Below are 16,202 nucleotides of genomic sequence, written 5' to 3'. Positions count from 1 at the left end.
TGAGTATGTTTCTCATTCTCTTTGTTGTTCGCGGGCGCACGAAGGAGTTATTAGCCTGCATTAGCGTGATAGTTGATTCACAGGGAAACACTGAGACGCGCGGTGGCGCTCATTTCTCGTGATGAGAAAGCTCAAAACTAAACTGCAGAGCCCGCCGTAAACACCGTTTTGAATGGTCAAGGATTTCCCCGATGAAAATGAAAACCTCTGTGCTCGCCCTGCTGACGGGGATGGCGCTCAGCGGCTGCACGCCGCACCAAACCTCTTCCTCTTCCCCTGCCGTGCAACCTCTGGCGCAAGCGGCGCAATCCGACAGCATCGTCAAACGCCAACTGGCTTATGGCTTGTATGAAATGGCGCTGACGCCAGGGGGAGATGCGCTGTACGTCGCCAGTGCCGAAAGTTTTAAAGATGTACAGGGTGGCGTGGTCTATAAGCTGGACGCCAAGACCCTGAAAACCCTTGGCACGACGCATACCGATCTGAAAAATTTCGCCATGCAGGCCGCTGCGGATGGGAAAACCCTTTATGTCAGCAATTCGCTGGACGGCGGTATCAGCGCAATCGGCGTCGCCGACGGTAAGGTGAAAGGGCGTTTGCTGTTCAGCGAGCGCAATGAGAAAGGGTTGCCGTATGGTGCGCGCCAAATTCTGGCTCACGACAACACGCTGTATGTGGGGGCGGTGGCCGACCCGGCGCAAATTTGGGTGGTTGACGCTGAATCGCTCAAGCTGAAAACGCGCATTAAAAATACCGGCAAATGGATGACCGGCCTGCATTACTCCGAACAGACCCAACGCGTGTATGCCGCCAATGGCAGCGGCGAGATCCTGGTGATCAACCCGCGTTCCAACCGCATCGAAAAACGCTGGAAACCGTTGGGAGACCAACCCGCACTGCTGCTCAATATGGCGGAGGACGAGGCTACCGGTCGTTTGTTCGTCACCGACAACTCCAAGGCGAAGACCACGCTGGTCTTGGATATTCACACCGGGAAGTTATTGAAGCGGCTTGATGTGGGCGACTCTTTGGCTGTCGTTTTCAATCCACGGCGCAACGAAATTTACATCTCGCAGCGTGAATCCGGCAATGTGCTGAGCCTGGATGCGACGACCTATGCGGTGAAACAGCGCTGGCCGCTGCCGCCGAATCCAAACAGCTTGCTGCTGTCGGCAGACGGCCAGACATTGTTCGTTACGGTCAAACAGCCGTTTAACAAAGATCATTCCACTCAGGGGCCGGACAGCGTGGTTCGCATCGCGTTGAATAAATAAGCCCCATCGGCCCGGCGACGGGCCATTTAACTTTTATCCTCATTCATGAGTGAATTATGCACAACACCAGTACAACGAATTTCCCTTTACGTAAAACGCTGCTGGCGCTGACTATTGGCGCGCTGAGCCAGGGGGCGCTGGCCGCAGACGGCGGCGCCAAGAAAAACCAGGAGGACACCCTGGTTGTCCGGGCCGAAAAACACGGCGATTTCAACTCCGGCGGCAATGATTTGGTTCCCGCCTACCTGGATGGACAGGTCGCCCACGGCGGCCGCCTGGGAATGTTGGGCGAACAGAAAGCGATGGACGTTCCGTTCAACGTCATAGGTTATACCGCGAAGCTGGTACAGGATCAGCAGGCGAAGACCATCGCCGACGTGGTCAGCAACGACGCGGGTGTACAGGCGGTGCAGGGGTACGGTAACTTCGCCGAAACCTATCGTATCCGCGGTTTCCAACTGGACGGCGACGACATGACGATGGGCGGGCTGCCGGGCGTGGTGCCGCGCCAGGTGATGGATACCCAGATGCTGGAGCGGGTGGAGATCTTCAAAGGGGCGAACGCCCTATTGAACGGCCTGGCTACCAGCGGCGTTGGCGGCATGATCAATCTTGAACCGAAGCGGGCGGAAGAAACGCCGACCACCCAGATCGGCCTCGACTACACCTCCGATTCTCAGGTGGGCGGCACGCTGGATCTGGGCCGCCGTTTTGGTGACGACAACCAGTTTGGCGCTCGCGTCAACCTGGTGCACCGTGAGGGTGAAACGGCGGTTGAGGATGATAAGCGGCGCACGACGCTGGCATCGGTTGGGCTGGACTATCGCGGCGATCGTTTCCGTTCATCGTTGGACTTCGGTTATCAGAAAAAGACTTTCCATGGGGGAACGATGGGGGTCAACATCAGCGGCATCGATGTGATACCCGCGGTGCCTGACACCCGTAAAAATTACAGTCAGCAGTGGGGCTACAGCGATATCGAGAACGAATTCGGCATGGCGAAAGCGGAATATGATTTAACCCGCGACTGGAAGGCCTATGCCGGCTTGGGCGCGCAGCACGGCCATGAAACCGGTGTTTACAGCGCGCCGAAGCTCATCAACGCCAACGGCGACGCCACGGTTGGGCGCCTGGACACCAACCGCATTATCGACGCTTTCAGCGGCATGGCGGGGCTTGAGGGCAAGTTCACGACCTGGGCGGTTTCGCATCGGGTCAACGTCGGCTATTCCGCGCAGATTAAACGCGACAAAACCGCGTGGCGCATGTCCGCCAACAATCCGACGACCAATATCTACGATAACCATGATGTCGCAATACCGGACAACGCCTATTTCGGCGGCAACTACAGCGATCCGCTGACCACGGCGCGTAACCGGACGCAGGGCTGGTTGTTCAGCGATACGTTGGGCTTTTTCGGCGACCGGGTGTTGTTAACGGCGGCGGCGCGCCATCAGAAAGTGGTGGTGCGTAATTACAGCAACGCCACCGGCCTGGAGGATACCGCCTCCCGTTATACGCAAAGCCGCTGGATGCCGACGTTCGGGCTGGTCTACAAGCCGTGGGAAACGGTGTCGCTTTATGCCAACCATACCGAGGCGTTGCAGCCTGGCGGCATTGCGCCGAAAGAGGCGGCTAACTTCGGGCAGAGTACCGGTATCGCCCGTTCCAAGCAAAATGAAGTGGGCGTGAAAGTTGATTTCGAACGCGTGGGCGGTTCGTTGGCGTTGTTTGAAATCAAAAAGCCGGCCACCATGATCGACAGCAACAACTACTACACGTTGAACGGCGAGCAACGTAACCGCGGCGTGGAGTTGAATGTATTTGGCGAACCGGCCTTCGGCCTGCGCCTTAACGGCAGCGCTACCTGGCTTTCGCCCGAGCTGACCAAAACCCAGGGCGGCCGTAACGATGGCAAAGACGCTATCGGCGTAGCGCACTTCTACGCGGTGCTGGGGGCGGAATACGATATCAGGCCGGTCGATGGCCTGACGGCGACGGCGAAAGTGCGGCATACCGGTTCGCAATATGCCGACTCCGCCAATACCAAAAAGCTCGATAGTTTCACGACCCTGGATCTCGGCCTTCGCTATCGCATGCGTTTGAATGAGGATCAAAATACGCTGGTATGGCGTGTGGGGTTGGACAACGTCACGAACGAGAAGTATTGGTCCGGCGTAGAAAGCAATGGCACTTACGTCTTCCAGGGACAGGCGAGAACGCTGAAAGCGTCGGTAACTTACGACTTCTAAGCGATACAGAAACGACGGCGGCCCACATGTGATGTGCCGTCGGTTTCTTCGTCACCGGGGGATCGTTTTTCACTATGACCGATGGGTGAGCACGCTTATCAGATCCAGCGCGTCGTCCGCCGCCGCGATTTCGCTTTCGCTGAGCGCCTGCCGTTCGATGAAGCTCTCGATGGCTTCCAGCAGGGAGAAGACGCTGATTTCATCTCCTATCTTCACGACTTCGCAAACGCCACGCCCGATCGCCAGACAGATGGCTTCATCAAATTCACACGGTTTGCTGTTCATCTTTTTTCCCCCTACGGCGTTTGGGATGATATCGGCCATGCTACCGGTTTTTGCCCGGCGGCTGTCTGACGAAAATCTCATTTTTTCGTTGATGCTGGCGGGCGCACGATCGCGTGCAGTGGCGAAATTCTGATTTCCTCACCGTGGCCAAATTTCCCTTGTGACCGCCGTGCCGGCGCGGTATTGTCGCCAAATGACGACAATACCGCCTCATTGTCCGCATAAAAAATTCATGACGTTATCATCCCTTCATCCCGCTGCCGTGCGGGATTTTTTTATGAGGTTTATCTCAAAGTGCGGATAACCTCGACGCGATCGCTTGCCATGTTCTGGGAATAATCTTAGCTTGAAATAGTCATTTAGGGTTAGCAATCCCTCATGACCTCCTTGTAACACTTGATGCACCAGAACGTTTTCTCCCCCGCTGCGGCGGGGGTTTTTAATGACGTGCATCAGAAAAGGCCGCAACGCAAGAACCGACAGAGTTCGTGACGATAATCAGTTTAAGCATCAGGGGATGGGAAAATGAAAAATGATCTGGCGGCGGCGATCGCGATTGGCTGTGTGCTGTTGTTCGCATTGGCGGTCGGTTCGCCCCTTTCTATCGGTACCTCGCTGTAATCTTCCGCGGCCCCGTTCGGGGCCGCTCACCGCGCCTGTCGCCGCGTCTGCGGATTTTTGCGCCGATCGCCTGCCCACGCGATAAAATCAGCCAAATTGCGGTTGATGTATGGCGAACTTTGAGTACTCTGAGTGCTTTGCACACCTCGCGTGCGCCCGTTCTATCTATGCTTTAATCACGCCCATCACAGGAATCGCCATGCCCGCCCGTCAAACCTCGAGGAGCCCGCTCTGATGCTGGAGATGTTATTACAGTGGTACCGCCGCCGCTTCACCGATCCGCAGGCTATCGCGCTGCTGGTGATCCTGGTTGCCGGCTTCCTCATTCTCTATTTTCTGCACGGCATTCTGACCCCGTTGCTGGTCGCCATCGTGCTGGCCTATCTGCTGGAGTGGCCGACCGCGCGCCTGCAGCGCATCGGCTGTTCGCGCACCTGGGCGGCGAGCATCATGCTGCTGGTGTTCGCGGGCGTCGCCATGCTGCTGGTGTTCGTCGTCGCGCCAACCGCCTGGCAACAGGGCATCAATCTGATGAGCGATCTGCCGGGCATGCTCAACCAGTTCTATAACTTCGCCGCGACGCTGCCGAAGCGTTACCCGGCGCTGGTGGATGCCGGCATCATCGACATGATGGCGGAAAACCTGCGCAGCCGGCTGTCCGGCATGGGCGAGTCGGTGGTGAAATTCTCGCTGGCGTCGCTGGTCGGCCTGCTGACGTTGGCTATCTACCTGATCCTGGTGCCGATGATGATGTTCTTCCTGCTGAAAGACAAAGAGCAGCTGCTGAACGCGGTGCGCCGCGTGCTGCCGCGCAATCGCGGCCTGGCGGGGCAGGTCTGGAACGAGATGAATCAGCAGATCACCAACTACATTCGTGGCAAGGTGCTGGAGATGGTGATTGTCGGCGTGGCGACCTACCTGGTGTTCGCCGTGCTGGACATGCGCTATTCGCTGCTGCTGGCGGTGCTGGTGGGCTTCTCGGTGCTGATCCCCTACATCGGCGCGGTGCTGGTCACCATACCGGTGGTGGTGGTGGCGCTGTTCCAGTGGGGCGTCGGCGCCGATTTCTGGACGCTGATCGTCGCCTATCTGGTGGTGCAGGGGCTGGACGGCAACCTGCTGGTGCCGATCCTGTTCTCCGAAGCGGTCAACCTGCATCCGCTGGTGATTATCCTTTCTGTGATCGTGTTCGGCGGGATGTGGGGCTTTTGGGGGGTGTTTTTCGCCATTCCGCTGGCGACGCTGGTGAAGGCGGTGATTCACGCCTGGCCGGATGAACTGCGGGTCGAGGTGGAAGACGAGGCCGGCTGAGAGGGAATAACGAAGCGCAGCAGGCCGCTGCGCTTCGTGAGATTTACTGCTGCAGGTAGTTCAAAACGATGTCGTGGTGATTGGTGGTTTTGAAATCATCAAACACTTTTTCAATCTTGCCTTTGGCGTCGATCAGGAAACTGATGCGGTGAATACCGTCGTAGGTCTTGCCCATGAAGGTTTTCTCGCCCCACACGCCAAACTGTTGCGACACTTGATGATCTTCATCAGACAACAGCGTGAAGTTGAGCAGCTCCTTTTCGGCGAAGCGCGACAGTTTTTCCGGTTTGTCGGTGCTGATGCCCAGCACTTCGACGCCGGCCTTTTTCAATTCGTCCATGTTGTCCCGCAGGCCGCAGGCTTGCACGGTGCAGCCCGGCGTCATCGCCTTCGGATAGAAGTAAACCAAAACTCGCTGTCCCTGGAAGTCGGCCAAATTAATTTCCTCACCGTCCTGGTCAGGCAAACTAAATTTCGGCGCTGTGTCACCGGCTTTCAATGGGCTCATCACTACTCTCCATCTTTCTCGTCATGCTGTGGATAGTTCACCACGCTAATACTGCCTTGCGCGTTCAATTCTGTACATAGGCGATGGAAGGCTTGCTCAATATTTGAGGCGTCCCGATCGCCGGAGCTGTGGGCGGTGATTTGGATATACAGCTGCGGCGGCAGGTCGCCGTCCGCCGGCTGCGTGCGCGAGACCAGTTCGGCGATATTCATCTGGCTGGAGTCGAACAGATCGGTAAAGCGTTCGATGATGTGCGGCGAGTCCTTCACTTCCACCTGCACCCACACCGTGGCCGGCATCGGCGGCCTTTCGTGCGAGTTTGTGCGCTTCATCACGATCAGCAGATCCAGCTCCGCGCCTTTTTGCGGCAGGGTGGATTCGATCAGGGTGATGGCGTTCCAGCTGCCGGACAGCAGCATGATGAACGTGAACTCCTCTCCCAGCATGGCCAGACGGCTATCTTCGATATTGCATCCGCAACTGCTGACGTGGCGGGTGATGGTATTGACGATTCCGGGGCGGTCGGCGCCGAGCGCGGTAATCACGAGATAGTGTTCGTCTGACTGAGGCAAAATAGCGCTTCCTGTCGTGCTTAATGGGGTTACCATGGTAAACATAAAAAAAACCGCCTGCCAAGCGCTTACAACGCGGTTGTGCGCTTGCTTTTGGATAGGCAGCAAAAGTACCATGAGTGACTTGTTTGTGGAGGGGACGGCCAATGTTTACGGGAAGTATTGTTGCACTGGTTACGCCGATGGACGACAAAGGTGCTGTCGATCGCGCGAGCCTGAAAAAATTGATCGATTATCATGTAGCCAGTGGCACCGCGGCGATCGTTTCCGTAGGGACCACCGGCGAGTCCGCAACGCTTGCCCATGACGAGCACGTTGACGTGGTGCTGCAGACGCTGGAGCTGGCTGACGGCCGCATTCCGGTGATCGCCGGCACCGGCGCCAACGCCACCGCCGAAGCCATCGCGCTCACCACCCGCTTCGCCAACACCGGCGTGGTGGGCTGCCTGACGGTGACGCCGTACTACAATAAGCCGACGCAGGAAGGGCTGTATCAGCACTTCAAGGCGATCGCCGAGAGCACCGAGCTGCCGCAGATCCTGTACAACGTGCCTTCGCGCACCGGCTGCGACATGCTGCCGCCGACCATCGCTCGGCTGGCGAAAATCAAGAATATTGTTGCTGTAAAAGAAGCGACGGGGAACTTAAGTCGCGTTAGTCAGATCCAAGTGCTGGTTGACGATGAAGATTTCATTTTGCTGAGCGGCGACGACGCCAGCGGGCTGGACTTCATGCAACTGGGCGGCAAAGGGGTGATTTCCGTGACGGCCAACGTGGCCGCGCGCGAGATGGCGGAACTTTGCGCGCTGGCGGCGCAGGGCAAGTTTGCGCAGGCGCGCCGCTTAAATCAGCGCTTGATGCCGTTGCATCAGGATCTATTTGTAGAAGCAAACCCAATTCCGGTGAAGTGGGCCTGTAAGGCGTTGGGATTGATGGCAACCGATACGCTGCGTCTGCCGATGACGCCGTTGAGCGAAGCCGCCCGCCCGGTGGTGGAGCGCGCGCTGAAAAGCGTCGGTTTGCTGTAACTCTAAGGGAAATTTGATGGCTTATTCATTGCAAAAGTCGACGGTAGCAAAAGTAGTGGGCATCTCTTTGGTGATGATGCTGGCGGCCTGCAGCAGCGATCAGCGCTACAAGCGCCAGGTCAGCGGCGACGAGGCCTACCTCGACGCGGCTCCGCTCAAGGCGCTGAACGCGCCGTCCGGCATGATCCTGCCGGTGCAGAGCGGCAACTATGACGTTCCCGCCACGACGCTGCAAGGCAACGTCGGCAAGCAGCTGGACATTCGTCCGCCGGTGCAGCCGTTGGCGCTGCTGAGCGGTTCACGCGCGCAATACGCCGGCGACAGCGGCACGCTGCTGCTGGAAAACAGCCCGCAGAACCAGAACCTGTGGTCGCGCGTGGTCAGCCTGCTGCAGGCGAAGAACATCGCGATCGCTTCGCGCCAGGACGCCGGTCAGACCCTGACCACCGACTGGGTGAAGTGGAACCGTCTGGACGAAGACAACCAGTACGAAGGCCGTTATCAGATCAGCGTGCAGCAACAGGGCTACCAGCAGGCGCTGGTGGTGAAAAGCGTTGGCCTGCAGCAGCAGGGCAAGACCGAACAGGTGACCGATCAGTCTGAAATCCAGCGCTACAACGGCATGATGATCAACACCCTGATCGAAGGCCTGGACAAGCAGGACAACCTGGCGAGCAGCCAGACCGCCAGCCGCTTCGGCGCGCTGGACGTGCAGAGCGGCGCCGATGACACCGGCCTGCCGATGCTGGTGGTGCGCGGCCCGTACACCGTGGTGTGGGATCGCCTGCCGCCGGCGCTCGAAAAACTGGGGATGAAAGTGGGTGACCGCAGCCGTCCGCAGGGCACCGTCGCCGTGACCTACAAGTCCCTGAGCAGCAGCGATTGGGATGCGTTGGGCGTCAAGGATCCTGAACTGGCGGAAGGGGATTACAAGCTGCAGGTCGGCGATCTCAATAACCGCACCAGCCTGCAATTCATCGATCCGAAAGGCAAACCGCTGACCCAGTCGAAAAACGACGCACTGGTGGCGGCATTCCAGTCTGCCTTCAGTAAAACCAGCGTTAACTAATCGAAAAGGGGCTGCGGCCCCTTTTTGTTTTGTCTATACGGTATCGTTTGCGTCGCAGGTTTGGCACAATAGTGCCCGGCACGCCAAAGAATTCATTAGGTCAATTCTATACCCCCTAATTTCGGGCCGCGCTCGGGAGACATCGGGGATACATCACTGGAGTAAGTAAGATGCAAAAGCTAGCTGAGCTGTATCGCGGAAAGGCAAAAACCGTTTACACCACCGAGAATCCCGATCTGTTGGTGTTGGAGTTCCGCAACGATACGTCAGCACTGGATGGTCAGCGCATTGAGCAGTTCGATCGCAAAGGCATGGTGAACAACAAGTTCAACCATTTCATCATGAGCAAACTGGAAGAAGCCGGCATCCCGACCCAGATGGAGCGTCTGCTGTCCGACAACGAAGTGCTGGTGAAAAAGCTGGACATGGTGCCGGTGGAATGCGTGATCCGCAACCGCGCCGCCGGTTCGCTGGTGAAGCGTCTGGGCATCGAAGAAGGCCTGGTGCTGAACCCGCCGCTGTTCGATCTGTTCCTGAAAAACGATGCCATGCACGATCCGATGGTCAACGAATCCTACTGCGAAACCTTCGGCTGGGTGAGTAAAGCGCATCTGGCGCGCATGCGCGAGCTGAGCTACCGCGCCAACGACGTGTTGACCCAGCTGTTCGACGACGCCGGCCTGATCCTGGTCGACTTCAAGCTGGAGTTCGGCCTGTTCAACGGCGAAGTGGTGCTGGGCGATGAGTTCTCGCCGGACGGCAGCCGCCTGTGGGACAAAAACACCCTGGACAAGATGGACAAAGACCGTTTCCGTCAAAGCCTGGGCGGCCTGATCGAAGCCTATGAAGAAGTGGCGCGCCGCATCGGCGTGAAGCTCGACTAAGCGTCGGCACCGCCATTCGGGGCGATCCGGCCGGATCGTCCCGCTATTCTGCGTTTTTCCAGAAAATTTCTACATTTCCTCTGCGGCAGACCATTTATAATGATGGATGCGAGATGACTAAAACCTATCCCACTCAGGCTTGAAGCTGCCTTTGCGCTTACCATCGCGGCGCAACTTCAACGAGCAGGGGAAATATCTGGAGTATATTTATGCGTTGGCAAGGGCGTCGGGAAAGTGACAATGTTGAGGATCGTCGCGGGCAATCTTCAGGTTTGGGCGGCGGCGGCTTCCGCGTGCCGGTGCGCGGCAAGGGCGGCATCGTCATTCTGGTGGTGGTGCTGGTGGCCGGCTATTACGGCATCGATCTGTCGCCGCTATTGAACGGCGGTAACGTTGCGCCGCAGGGGCAACAACAGAGCGCCAACATCAGTCCGAAAGATGATGAGCTGGCCAAATTCACCTCGGTGGTGCTGGCCTCGACCGAGGACAACTGGAAAGAGATTTTCCAGCGCATGGGCAAAACCTATCAACCGCCGAAGCTGGTGATGTATCGCGGCGTGACGCGCACCAGCTGCGGCACCGGTCAGGCGGCAATGGGGCCGTTCTACTGCCCGGGTGACAGAACGGTGTATATCGATCTGTCTTTCTATCAGGACATGAAAACCAAGCTGGGCGCCGGCGGTGATTTCGCTCAGGCCTATGTGGTGGCGCACGAAGTCGGCCACCACGTGCAGAACCTGTTGGGCATCGAGCCCAAGGTTCGCCAGATGCAGCAGGGTGCCAGCCAGGCGGAAGTGAACCGTCTGTCGGTGAAAATGGAGCTGCAGGCGGACTGTTTCGCCGGCGTGTGGGGCAAATACGCCGAGAAGCAGCAGATGCTGGAAGAGGGCGATCTGCAGGCGGCGCTGAACGCCGCGCAGGCGATTGGCGACGATCGGTTGCAGCAGCAGAGTCAGGGCCGCGTTGTGCCGGACAGCTTCACTCACGGCACCTCGCAGCAGCGCTACACCTGGTTTAAACAGGGCTTCGACAGCGGCGATCCCAATACCTGCAACACCTTTGCATCCCGTTAACGCCTCAAGTGCCGGAGCCTGACTCCGGCATTTTTTTCGGATTGAGATACAGCCTTATGCTACAGGCAGCGCAACAACTCATGCGGCGGCAGGGCATCCGGCGCCTGCTGGTGCTCAGCGGTGAGCCCGGCTGGTGCCGCGAACAGGCGCAGCGGCTGGCGGCGACGCTGCCGGGCGACTGGCCGTGGGTGGGGGAAAACCCGCCGCCCGGCCTGACGGCGTTGGCGAGCGGCGCGGTGCGCCAACTGCTGGGGCAGGAACGGCTGCACGCGGTGTTCGACGCCGGCCAATCGCTGGACGTGGAGGCGTTGGCGGCGCTGTGCGGCGCACTGCGCGCCGGCAGCTGGCTGCTGCTGCTGACGCCGCCCTGGCGGCAATGGTCTCAGCTGCCGGACGGCGACAGCCTGCGCTGGAGCGATTGCCCACAGCCGATCACCACCCCGCATTTCATTCACCATCTGCAGCAGCACCTGGCAGACGACCGAGAAGTGACGATCTGGCGGCAGGATGAGCCTCTGACGCTCGCCGAGCTGCCGGCGCGCGAGGGTTGGCTGCCGCCGGATGGCCGGCCGACCGGGGAGCAACAGGCGATCTTGACGGCGCTGCTGCAGGCCGAATCCGGCGTGTGGGTGCTGACCGCCGCCCGCGGCCGCGGCAAATCGACGCTGGCCGGCATGCTGGTGGCGCAGTCGCCGCTGACCTGTTGGATCACCGGGCCGAGCCGCGCCGCCACGGAGGTGGCCGGGGAATGGGCGCAGGGGCGCGCGCAGTTTTGGGCGCCTGATGCCTTGCTGGCGCAGTGTCGGGAGGGGGACGTCGGCGCCGTGGGCTGGCTGCTGGTGGATGAAGCGGCGGCGATCCCCGCGCCGCTGTTGCAGCAGCTGATCGGTTATTTCCCGCGCGTGCTGCTGACCACTACGGTGCAGGGGTATGAGGGCACCGGCCGCGGTTTTCTGCTGAAGTTTTGCGCCGGGCTGCCGTCTTATCAGGCGTTGAGCCTGCAACAGCCGATGCGCTGGGCACAGGGCGATGCGCTGGAACGGATCACGGACAATGCGCTGTTGTTCAACGAGCTGCCCGTCTGGCCGGCGGATGGCCAGGCGATCGATTACAGCCAGGCGGAGCAGCGCGAACTGTGCGCCGATCCGCAGCGGCTGGCGCGTTTCTACGCCCTGCTGAGCAGCGCGCATTACCGCACCTCGCCGCTGGACTTGCGCAGGCTGATGGATGCGCCCGGCATGCATTACGGGCTGGCGCAGGCCGGGCCAGAGGTGGTCGGCGCCGTGTGGCTGGTGGACGAAGGCGGCTTGAGCGCCGAGTTGGCGCACGATGTGTGGGCCGGCCGCCGTCGGCCGCGCGGCAACCTGGTGGCGCAGTCGCTGGCGGCGCACGGCGGCCAATGGTGGGCGCCAACGCTACGTTCACGGCGCATTACCCGCATCGCGACGCTGCCGGCGCTGCGGCGACAGGGTATCGCGCGTCAGCTGATTGAACGGCAACGCCGCCAGGCGCAGGGGCTGGATTTCCTGTCGGTCAGCTTCGGCTATACCGAGCCGCTGTGGCGTTTTTGGCAATCCTGCGGTTTCGAGCTGGTGCGCATCGGCAGCAAGCCGGAGGCCAGCAGCGGCTGCTATACCGCGATGGCTATTTTACCCTTGAGCGAGCAAGGGGAGGCGCTGCGGCACGCGGCGCACAAGCATCTGGCGCGCGACTGGCCCTGGCTGCGGCAGCGCATCGAGCTCGCGCTGGCGATCCCGGGCGACGACGGCGATACGTCGCTCGGCGAAGAGGACTGGCGCGAGCTGGCCGGGTTCGCTTTCGCCCACCGGCCGCTGGAGGCCAGCCTGGGGGCATTGCAGCGTTTGCTGTTGGCCAGCAATCTGCCGCTGCCCGCGCTGCGCGGCCATCTGCAGCGGCGGCAATCCCCGGCAGCCTGCGCGGAGCAGGCGGGCGTCAGCGGCCAGAAAGCCTTGCTGCGCCACTGGCGGCATGAAACGGCGCAGGCGCTGGAACAGCTGAATGCGCAGCACTGCCGCTACTGGCGCGACTGGGCGCAGTCGTTGCAATAAATTGAACAATTCGCTCAATAAAACCCGATTTTCCCGCTTTCTCAACGGCGTATAGTCACTGTCAGCGGTGCGGCGGCGACTGTCCTCGCACCAGGTTTGGTTACTATTAAGGAGTCATCGATGAAACATGAGCATTTCGTTGTCCAAAGCCCGGCGACCCCGGCGGCGCAGCTGATCTTGCTGTTTCACGGTGTCGGCGACAACCCGGTGGCGATGGGGGAGATCGGCAGCTACTTCGCCAAAGAGTTTCCTCAGGCGCAGGTGGTGAGCATCGGTGGCCCCGAAGCGTTTGGCAACGGCGCCGGGCGCCAGTGGTTTTCGGTGCAGGACGTGACCGAAGAGAACCGCGCGGCCCGTATTGCAGACGTGATGCCGCAGTTTGTGGCGGTGGTGCGCCATTGGCAGCAGCTGAGCGGCGTGGGCTATGCCGGCACGGCGCTGGTGGGGTTCTCGCAAGGGGCCATTATGGCGCTGGAAGCATTGAAAGCGGAAACCCGGCTGGCCGGGCGCGTGGTGGCGTTCAGCGGGCGTTTCGCCCAGCTGCCTGAGCAGGCTTTCGGCGACAGCGTGGTGCATTTGATCCACGGTGCAGAGGACGCGGTGATCGCGGTGCAACACGCTCACGCGGCGGCGGAAGCGCTTCGGGCCGGCGGCGCCGATTTCACGCTGGACGTGGAGGAAAACGTCGGGCACGCGATCAACCAGGGCATGATGAACGCCGCGCTGGAAAGGCTGCATTATTATGTGCCGCAGCGCTACTGGGACGAGGCATTGTCCGGCAAGCGCGGCGAGCTGATCGCCTTTCGCTAAAAACTCAGGGCGCCGATAAGCGCCCTGGTGTCATTTCTTTTTCGGCCAGTCGTCTTCGTCATCCCACTGGGCATTATTGTCGCGGTGCGGCGGGATCTCCGGCTTGTTGGCCAGATAGCTTTTCACGTCGACGCGGCGCAGTTCCTTGATGCCGCTGACGACCATTCCCACCAGAACCAGCAGGATAATCCACCAGTAATCAGCTAACCATTGCATAGCTACTCCTTTACTTCACTGCGTATAAAACGCGAAAAAATCGAGGGCAGATGGCGTTCGAGCCATTCGGCACCGGCGACCTCCTTGTCTTGCCAGGCCGCCAGCAACAGCGCCGGGGTCAGCAAGCGTTCGGCCTCTTGCGCCAGCGGCCGGTAGCTCAGATGCCACGGCTCAACCGCCACGCCACCGCTGTCTTCGGTAAAGGGGCGGTAGAAACCGAACTCGGCCATATGCGCCGTCAGCCACTGGTTGAGCGGCGCAAAGTAACCGCCTTCTTCATATTCCCACGGCTCCAGCTGCAGCTTTTTCCCTTCCGGCAGCAGCGACGGATCGTACACATCCAGATCGCTGCCCCAGTGATGGCGGCTGGCGCCCGGCAGAGCCGACCAGCGCAGGATCGCCTCACAGCGCTCAGCGGCGGGCAGCGGCGCGACGTCGATCGGGCGGCTGTCCTTATCTAATACTGGCCGCTGGCCGCAGAATTTGCCATTCCAGATCGCCAACTGCCGGTCGAAATCGCGGAAGGTGCTGGCGGGTTGGAGATCGAATCCCGCCTCACGCGCCGCTTGCTGCATCGCCAGGAAGGCGTTGACCGCCTGCGGCTGCAGCCGATGGTTCCCGCTCAGCGGCGCCAGGTGTTCGGTTGAGCGGCCGGTGAGCATCTCTGCGTTGATCATGCGACCAATTGCTCCATGATGCGTTGATACATGCGGCTCAGCAGCTGCAGATCTGCGGCGTTGACGCATTCGTTGACCTTGTGGATGGTGGCGTTGACCGGCCCCAGCTCCACCACCTGCGCGCCCATCTGCGCGATGAAGCGGCCGTCGGAGGTGCCGCCGGTGGTCAGCAACTGCGGCGTCAGTTCAGAATAGTGCTCGACGGCGTTGACCACCGCATCCACCAGCGCGCCGCGCGAGGTGAGGAACGGTTGGCCGGACAGCCGCCACTCGATGCTGTAGTTCAGCTGGTGGCGTTCCAGCAGCTCTTCCACGCGCTGCTTGATCATCGCATCGGTCAGCTCGGTGCTGAAACGGAAGTTGAACTGCACGTAAAGATCGCCCGGGATCACGTTGTTGCTGCCGGTGCCGGCCTGCACGTTGGCGATCTGCATGCTGGTCGGCGGGAAGAACTCGTTGCCGCGATCCCATTCGATCGCCACCAGTTCATTCAGCGCCGGCATGGCGCGGTGCACCGGGTTGTCCGCCAGGTGCGGATAGGCGACGTGCCCCTGTACGCCGTGTATATGCAGGTTGGCGGTGATGGAGCCGCGACGACCGTTTTTCACCACGTCGCCGACGCGCTCGGTGCTGGACGGCTCGCCGACCAGGCAGTAATCCAGCCGCTCGTTGCGCGCCATCAGCGCTTCGACCACCTTAACCGTGCCGTGGGTGGCGCTGGCCTCTTCATCCGAGGTGATCAGAAATGCCAGGCGGCCCCGGTGATCCGGGTTGGCGGCGACAAAGCGCTCGGCGGCCACCACCATTGCGGCCAATGAACCTTTCATGTCCGCCGCGCCGCGGCCATACAGCATGCCGTCGCGGATCGCCGGTTCAAACGGCGGGTTGTCCCAACGCTTTTCATCGCCGGTCGGCACCACGTCGGTGTGCCCGGCAAACGCCAGGGTTTGCCCTTCGCCGCGCCAGGCCCAGAAATTCTGGGTGTCTTCGAAGTCCATCGCTTCGACGGTGAAGCCGATCGCCTGCAGACGATCGATCATCAGTTGCTGACAGCCTTCGTCATTCGGGCTGAGGGAAGGGCGCTTGATCAGCTGCTGGGCCAGTTCGATAACCGGGCAAGTCATACGGCGACCTCGGCGATAAATTGCTGGTAAGTGTCGGCGTTAAAACCGAGCAGGGCGCGGCCGTTGCCGTCGTCCAGCAGCGGGCGTTTAATGATTGCCGGCTGCGCCAACATCAGCGCGATGGCGGCGTCGGCGTTATCGCAGGCGTTGCGCTGCGCTTCATCCAGCTTGCGCCAGGTGGTGCCGCGGGTATTGAGCAGCGGCTCCCAACCCAGTTGCGCGACGAAACCGCGCAGCTGCTGTTCGGTCAGGCCGTCGGCGCGGTAGTCGTGAAAATGATAGGCCACGCCCTGATCTTCCAGCCAGCGGCGGGCTTTCTTGATGGTGTCGCAGTTTTTGATGCCGTACATCGTCAGCGTTGTCTGTTGCGGTTTGTTTGCCATGGCGTAAAGCTACCTGTCTCGTCGAGTCGATACTGGGCGGCGGGCG

Annotated in this window: 16 protein-coding genes; 9 read left to right on the top strand and 7 right to left on the bottom strand. The window is 60.4% G+C overall.

Annotation, left to right across the window (positions count from 1 at the left end):
* Positions 1–191 precede the first annotated feature (191 nt).
* The gene (locus ACJ8HN_RS18320) at positions 192–1,274 is read left to right on the top strand and encodes a YncE family protein (protein WP_033654585.1); all 1,083 of its coding nucleotides are present in this window, start codon (positions 192–194) and stop codon (positions 1,272–1,274) included.
* Between the two features lie 56 nt (positions 1,275–1,330).
* Positions 1,331–3,526: a TonB-dependent receptor gene (locus tag ACJ8HN_RS18315; RefSeq protein ID WP_308331969.1), complete on the top strand. Its 2,196-nt coding sequence runs from the start codon at positions 1,331–1,333 to the stop codon at positions 3,524–3,526.
* A gap of 72 nt (positions 3,527–3,598) precedes the next feature.
* Here ACJ8HN_RS18315 and ACJ8HN_RS18310 read toward each other — a convergent pair whose 3' ends face one another.
* Positions 3,599–3,811, bottom strand: coding sequence for a hypothetical protein (locus ACJ8HN_RS18310; RefSeq protein WP_033648813.1), 213 nt, complete (start codon positions 3,809–3,811; stop codon positions 3,599–3,601).
* An 855-nt stretch (positions 3,812–4,666) separates the two neighbouring features.
* Between ACJ8HN_RS18310 and ACJ8HN_RS18305 the strand changes: the two genes are divergently transcribed.
* Positions 4,667–5,743 (top strand): AI-2E family transporter, encoded by a 1,077-nt coding sequence (locus ACJ8HN_RS18305; protein ID WP_033635501.1) that lies wholly within the window; start codon positions 4,667–4,669, stop codon positions 5,741–5,743.
* Positions 5,744–5,786: 43 nt separating this feature from the next.
* Here the strand turns inward: ACJ8HN_RS18305 and bcp are convergent, their stop codons facing one another.
* Positions 5,787–6,251 carry a thioredoxin-dependent thiol peroxidase gene (bcp, locus tag ACJ8HN_RS18300; RefSeq protein WP_033635500.1) on the bottom strand — a complete coding sequence of 155 codons (465 nt, stop codon included), beginning with the start codon at positions 6,249–6,251 and terminating at the stop codon, positions 5,787–5,789.
* A gap of 2 nt (positions 6,252–6,253) precedes the next feature.
* The gene (locus tag ACJ8HN_RS18295) at positions 6,254–6,859 is read right to left on the bottom strand and encodes a glycine cleavage system transcriptional repressor (protein ID WP_369783268.1); all 606 of its coding nucleotides are present in this window, start codon (positions 6,857–6,859) and stop codon (positions 6,254–6,256) included.
* A gap of 110 nt (positions 6,860–6,969) precedes the next feature.
* Here ACJ8HN_RS18295 and dapA point away from each other — a divergent pair, with 110 nt between their 5' ends.
* From dapA to ypfH, 6 genes are all read left to right on the top strand, one after another.
* A complete protein-coding gene (gene dapA, locus ACJ8HN_RS18290; RefSeq protein WP_033635499.1) occupies positions 6,970–7,851 on the top strand; it encodes a 4-hydroxy-tetrahydrodipicolinate synthase in 882 nt (293 codons plus the stop codon).
* 16 nt (positions 7,852–7,867) lie between these two features.
* Complete coding sequence (gene bamC / locus ACJ8HN_RS18285; RefSeq protein WP_033648812.1) at positions 7,868–8,920, top strand: outer membrane protein assembly factor BamC; 1,053 nt, start codon at positions 7,868–7,870, stop codon at positions 8,918–8,920.
* A 170-nt stretch (positions 8,921–9,090) separates the two neighbouring features.
* Positions 9,091–9,804, top strand: coding sequence for a phosphoribosylaminoimidazolesuccinocarboxamide synthase (gene purC / locus ACJ8HN_RS18280; protein ID WP_033635498.1), 714 nt, complete (start codon positions 9,091–9,093; stop codon positions 9,802–9,804).
* A 209-nt stretch (positions 9,805–10,013) separates the two neighbouring features.
* Positions 10,014–10,877: a KPN_02809 family neutral zinc metallopeptidase gene (gene ypfJ, locus ACJ8HN_RS18275; protein WP_033635497.1), complete on the top strand. Its 864-nt coding sequence runs from the start codon at positions 10,014–10,016 to the stop codon at positions 10,875–10,877.
* A gap of 56 nt (positions 10,878–10,933) precedes the next feature.
* Entirely contained in the window at positions 10,934–12,946 is a 2,013-nt protein-coding gene (locus tag ACJ8HN_RS18270; RefSeq protein WP_060423104.1) for a tRNA(Met) cytidine acetyltransferase TmcA, read from the top strand.
* Between the two features lie 120 nt (positions 12,947–13,066).
* Positions 13,067–13,756, top strand: a complete 690-nt coding sequence (gene ypfH / locus ACJ8HN_RS18265; protein WP_033648809.1) for an esterase — start codon at positions 13,067–13,069, stop codon at positions 13,754–13,756.
* A 30-nt stretch (positions 13,757–13,786) separates the two neighbouring features.
* Here the strand turns inward: ypfH and ACJ8HN_RS18260 are convergent, their stop codons facing one another.
* From ACJ8HN_RS18260 to ACJ8HN_RS18245, 4 genes are read right to left on the bottom strand one after another with little or no spacing between them, the layout of a single operon-like run.
* Entirely contained in the window at positions 13,787–13,972 is a 186-nt protein-coding gene (locus tag ACJ8HN_RS18260; protein ID WP_004941720.1) for a YpfN family protein, read from the bottom strand.
* A 2-nt stretch (positions 13,973–13,974) separates the two neighbouring features.
* Entirely contained in the window at positions 13,975–14,649 is a 675-nt protein-coding gene (locus ACJ8HN_RS18255) for a M15 family metallopeptidase (protein WP_033648808.1), read from the bottom strand.
* Complete coding sequence (gene dapE, locus ACJ8HN_RS18250; protein WP_033648807.1) at positions 14,646–15,773, bottom strand: succinyl-diaminopimelate desuccinylase; 1,128 nt, start codon at positions 15,771–15,773, stop codon at positions 14,646–14,648. Before dapE ends, ACJ8HN_RS18255 begins: the two co-directional genes overlap by 4 nt.
* Complete coding sequence (locus ACJ8HN_RS18245; protein ID WP_033654592.1) at positions 15,770–16,156, bottom strand: ArsC family reductase; 387 nt, start codon at positions 16,154–16,156, stop codon at positions 15,770–15,772. The genes dapE and ACJ8HN_RS18245 overlap by 4 nt, the downstream gene beginning before the upstream one ends.
* Positions 16,157–16,202 lie beyond the last annotated feature (46 nt).

Origin of the sequence: Serratia sp. CY29653 (assembly GCF_052169255.1) — a bacterium.
Taxonomy (GTDB): domain Bacteria; phylum Pseudomonadota; class Gammaproteobacteria; order Enterobacterales; family Enterobacteriaceae; genus Serratia; species Serratia sarumanii.
Note: the sequence above shows the minus strand (reverse complement) of the source record. Positions and strands in the feature narration are given on the sequence as shown.